This is a genomic window from Vibrio sp. Vb1574, assembly GCF_033338675.1.
This window is the reverse complement of the sequence record NZ_JAWOTC010000079.1, coordinates 1-3,955: the sequence shown is the minus strand read 5'-3', so window position 1 is coordinate 3,955 and position 3,955 is coordinate 1. Positions and strand designations below refer to the sequence as shown.

The window sequence follows — 3,955 nt, the reverse complement described above, 5'->3', positions numbered from 1 at the left end:
AAAACATCTTGATTCCAAACAGAGTGCAGAAATACTCTTGAAGTGCTTACTTGATATGGTCTATCATGGAAGGACTTACACAACGATTTGGTCATCATTTGTGAGTATTCCGAAAAAACCACTCCGGCAAGAGTGGTTTTTTCACATCTGGGGATAGAGATTAATCCTAAAATCGTTAGATCTCAATGATCAATGCAAAGATCTTTGTTGCATACTCTTCTCAAATTTTTGTTTAATCAGCCCTATGGTATATATCTTTATCAAGAGATATATAAAATGATGTTCTTATCTTTTCTGTAGTAATTAAAAAGTAACCACTATCAACAAGGTGTTTCTTTATTGCATCTTTTCCAATCGTTCCAAAAACAACCCCAATGACAAATAGAAAACAAGGAATGTAAGTTCCTAAATATTTACTCCACTCTTTAGGTAATTCAGGACGCTTATTAAAACAAATACAAACAAACCCTATTATACTTAAAAACCAAAACCATGATAAAAAAGGAACTATAGAAAAAACGGAGGTTAACGCTATAGATTCTGGATGATATATATAAACATCCAGTATTGGGCTTATCGCATCAAATAATAAGAAAGGCATCCCTATTAATACAAGAGGAACTCCTAAAAAAATCAGAATTCTATTTGGCATTTGTGGCCTCTTTTAAGCCATTTATTATGTTTTCTTCTATCTTGTTTTCATCCCAAATATTAGAAATAATTACATCAACACCAACCCAAACCATCGCACCAACCACCATAGGAATGGCAACTCCAAGAGCGACCGTCAAGCAAATAATCCCACCGACAACTGCACCAGTGGCTAAAAGCTTAAACAAATCACTTCCCATACTACCGCACCAATCAACTAAATGATAATCATCATTAAACATCAATTCATTAGTATTGATTGTTGCCGATATAATTAAACTTAAAACAGCCCCTTTCTTAAATCCATTTAATGTATCTTCAGCTAAAACACCCAACTGCTTAATTGTAGGGTTTGTAATTCTATATGGATAATTTTTTTTGATATTTAATCCATTAACAACAGCATAATACTTCTTAGGGTCATTCCAGAGACTGGATATTATTACTCGTTCTATTCCCTGAGCATCAATATATTGTTTAACTGTAATACCAAAGCCACCTAAAGCTTTTGATATTTTTGCCGCAGTAATAATACCTATGCCCATATCTATTTTTGAATGAATGTCATCTAATAGTTTCAGAGTTTCACTTCCAATCGTTTCCCCTTCTTCATTTTTTTGATGCCAGATATTCATCGCACACTTTGCGGCATCATCAACAGAGAAAATACAAACTTGTGTATGTCTACCTTCTAAGTATTCTTTCAAATCGTCTTGTAGATCTTTGTTCCATTCTGGCTCTGTTAGATCGTAGGCCTGTAACGCTGCCGCGTTACGTTCTGCAGTAGCACGCACACGATTTTTTTCCCAACGAGCGTAATCTTCTTGGGTATACGTCAATTCAGCTTGACGCTCTCGACGTTGGCGGGCAGCTCGCTCCCTTACTGTTTCTTCTCGAGCTTGCGGTTTTCTTAATGACTCTTCTTCATGGAGTGGCTTATAACCTCCACCAGAAGAACTCAACGGTTTTTTCTTTCTATCCAAAAAATTGTGTGGCATCAGTTCACCTAACCTCAATTAACGTGATGACATCATAACGACACTTAAAGGTGCGTAATATTGGTCATATGTTAAATAGGCAACTTCACTATCAAAAACACCACTTAGAAGCCCCTCAAACGCTCTAGGCACGATTTCAGACTGAAATCCGGCACATTACCCACCAAAAAACATTTGAAAGTTTGTGACACTTTGAGAGCGATTTACATAGCAATCTAACTAACTTCTAAACTCACTCAGAAACACCTCTGAAATGCTCGTTTTTCACATGTTCAACCTGCAACTAGGCATCTATCATTATCCAAAAATAAAAATGCCTAGTTGGCTCAAACCGCACAAACGGTCATTTGCCGCGTCACAACAATCATTCGAATTAAACTCACATTCACTGAACCAAAGAGTAACTCTTGTTACTTCAAAACTTGGCTCAAATGACAGCAAACTAACAGCGTGAGATCTTAAGATCATAGAGAAAAATGAAACACGCTAACTTGTGTCGAGATTTACGAAAAGAAAGGACGAAAAGCATGAACTTCAAAAAACGTTACATGACCATAATATTGCTCGCATTAGGATTAGGAAGTACTCAAAAAGCGCCTATCAACGAATTAACACTGAACCTTGAGTTACAACATAACTGCTTAGTTTGTTTGTCCTGGTGAAACTAAGCGAAGCGTTTTTACCAAGACAAACGAACCGGCAACGAGCAGCGCGAGGCGACAGTTCGAACAGCGAAACAAAGTGAGTTAGTGAGCCATGTTTTTTTCTGGCTCAATCGCCCAAGCGCCCCCTTGCGGGGTTCAATTGCTAGTCAGAAAAAAATGCGAAGTGTCCAACGTAGCATCGAGAAAACAGGTGAGCCCCCGAACCTTTTTCTCGACAGGGGGAGCCGAACCAAACGCCCGTTCCCGAACGAAAAGGCGAGCAGTTCCCAAACTGCGTTTTGGTTTGGGGGCTTGCCCCAAAATCCGTTGAGCAGGCGAGACCAAGTCCGTATAACGATGTAAAAACGAGACTCTTTGGACTTGTCCAAAAAGGGCGACATTTTTCACGCTCTATAGGGGCTTGGTCTCGCGGAGCGAGGCGGATTTTGCTTTAAATTAGAATTTGAATTGTAGGGGCGTCCAGCCCCGAAGATTTACATTCTAATTCATTGAAAAAGCACGCTTTTTCAATATTCGCCCTTTGGCGAAACTTCTTGTTATTGTTTGGATTTCATCGGTGTCTGCGGTCGGGTGCTATACTCCCCCGATGATAGACACCGATGGCAGAGGCCGATGAACACACAATATCTGATCCAAGATAAAACCGAACGTTACCAACGAAATGCAGACAACATGCAATGCGTCATACAATTTTTAATACAAGAAACGTACTCCACAATCACCAACTTAATGGTGCTTTTGAATTATCAAAAAAGGCAGCCTCTCGATCGTTTACTGGCAAAACTAAAAGGCTTAGGTCTCATCAAAAAGTACGAACTAAAAACGCCAAGAGGAAAGCTTGCATTGTGGGGAGTGACCGACTTAGGCCTTGCGCAAAACCAACAGAAAAGTAATGGCAGAGAGAAGAGTTTTGTACCGTACCGAGTCACGGCCAAGAATGCAGAACATAAAATGAAAGTACAGTTTGTGCAGCTCCAGCTACAAAAAAATGGATGGCGTGATTGGGAAAATGGTAAGCATGAAGATGTACGCAAAAAATATCAGGTAGCACACAAACCGGATGGCTTGGTGAAAAGTCCTTCGGGAGCAAAGATTGCACTCGAACTGATGCAAACAATTCAAACGCCATCACGCTACAGGACCATTTTTAAAGAGCACATACAGGCAAAAAAAGAGGGGTACTGGCATGCGGTCTTTTTCATCGTTGAGAGTAACGAAATGAAAAAGCTGTTAGAGAACCACTTCAACAAAATTGAATACATAAGGTTCAAAGAATCGAAGCACCCATTCGAGTATTATCGTTCAAACCTTTACCGAATCTTCACATTAGAAGAGGTAAAGACCTTACAAGAAACAAGAGACCAAAAGCGGTGAATAAGGTTGTCGCAAGACTCCCCAAATCAGCCCTTTCGGCTGCGCCGACCCCTACCCATTTCAACTCTAAACTTGAGTGATTTGGGTATCATCTATGGTCGCTTTCCGTGGAGTTTTGTCTCTTACCCTTTCGGGCTGCCCTGCGCTGTGTGTAAAGCTTTCGCCCCCGTTCCAGTCACACAACACTAATCAGTTATTCCTTTTCCGCTTGTCCCCTCTAGCAGCTACAAGGGGCGGTGTTATCGAGCTTTACGCTTAGTTCTGATT

The 3,955-nt window shown here is 40.2% G+C and carries 3 protein-coding genes; 1 reads left to right on the top strand and 2 read right to left on the bottom strand.

Features of this window, described 5'->3' with window-relative positions:
* Positions 1–232: 232 nt before the first annotated feature.
* On the bottom strand, positions 233–652 hold the full coding sequence (locus R7O12_RS23495) for a hypothetical protein (RefSeq protein ID WP_276394767.1): 420 nt from the start codon (positions 650–652) through the stop codon (positions 233–235).
* Positions 642–1,649 (bottom strand): hypothetical protein, encoded by a 1,008-nt coding sequence (locus R7O12_RS23490; RefSeq protein ID WP_025789264.1) that lies wholly within the window; start codon positions 1,647–1,649, stop codon positions 642–644. Before R7O12_RS23490 ends, R7O12_RS23495 begins: the two co-directional genes overlap by 11 nt.
* 1,277 nt (positions 1,650–2,926) lie before the next feature.
* Here R7O12_RS23490 and mobC point away from each other — a divergent pair.
* Positions 2,927–3,688, top strand: coding sequence for a MobC family replication-relaxation protein (mobC, locus tag R7O12_RS23485; protein ID WP_318126444.1), 762 nt, complete (start codon positions 2,927–2,929; stop codon positions 3,686–3,688).
* The last annotated feature ends 267 nt before the right edge of the window (positions 3,689–3,955 follow it).

What these genes read in the sequence shown, in the direction of transcription:
- R7O12_RS23495 (WP_276394767.1), bottom strand. Translation starts at nt 652, where the DNA reads ATGCCAAATAGAATTCTGATTTTTTTAGGAGTTCCTCTTGTATTAATA.
- R7O12_RS23490 (WP_025789264.1), bottom strand. Translation starts at nt 1,649, where the DNA reads ATGCCACACAATTTTTTGGATAGAAAGAAAAAACCGTTGAGTTCTTCT.
- mobC (WP_318126444.1), top strand. Translation starts at nt 2,927, where the DNA reads ATGAACACACAATATCTGATCCAAGATAAAACCGAACGTTACCAACGA.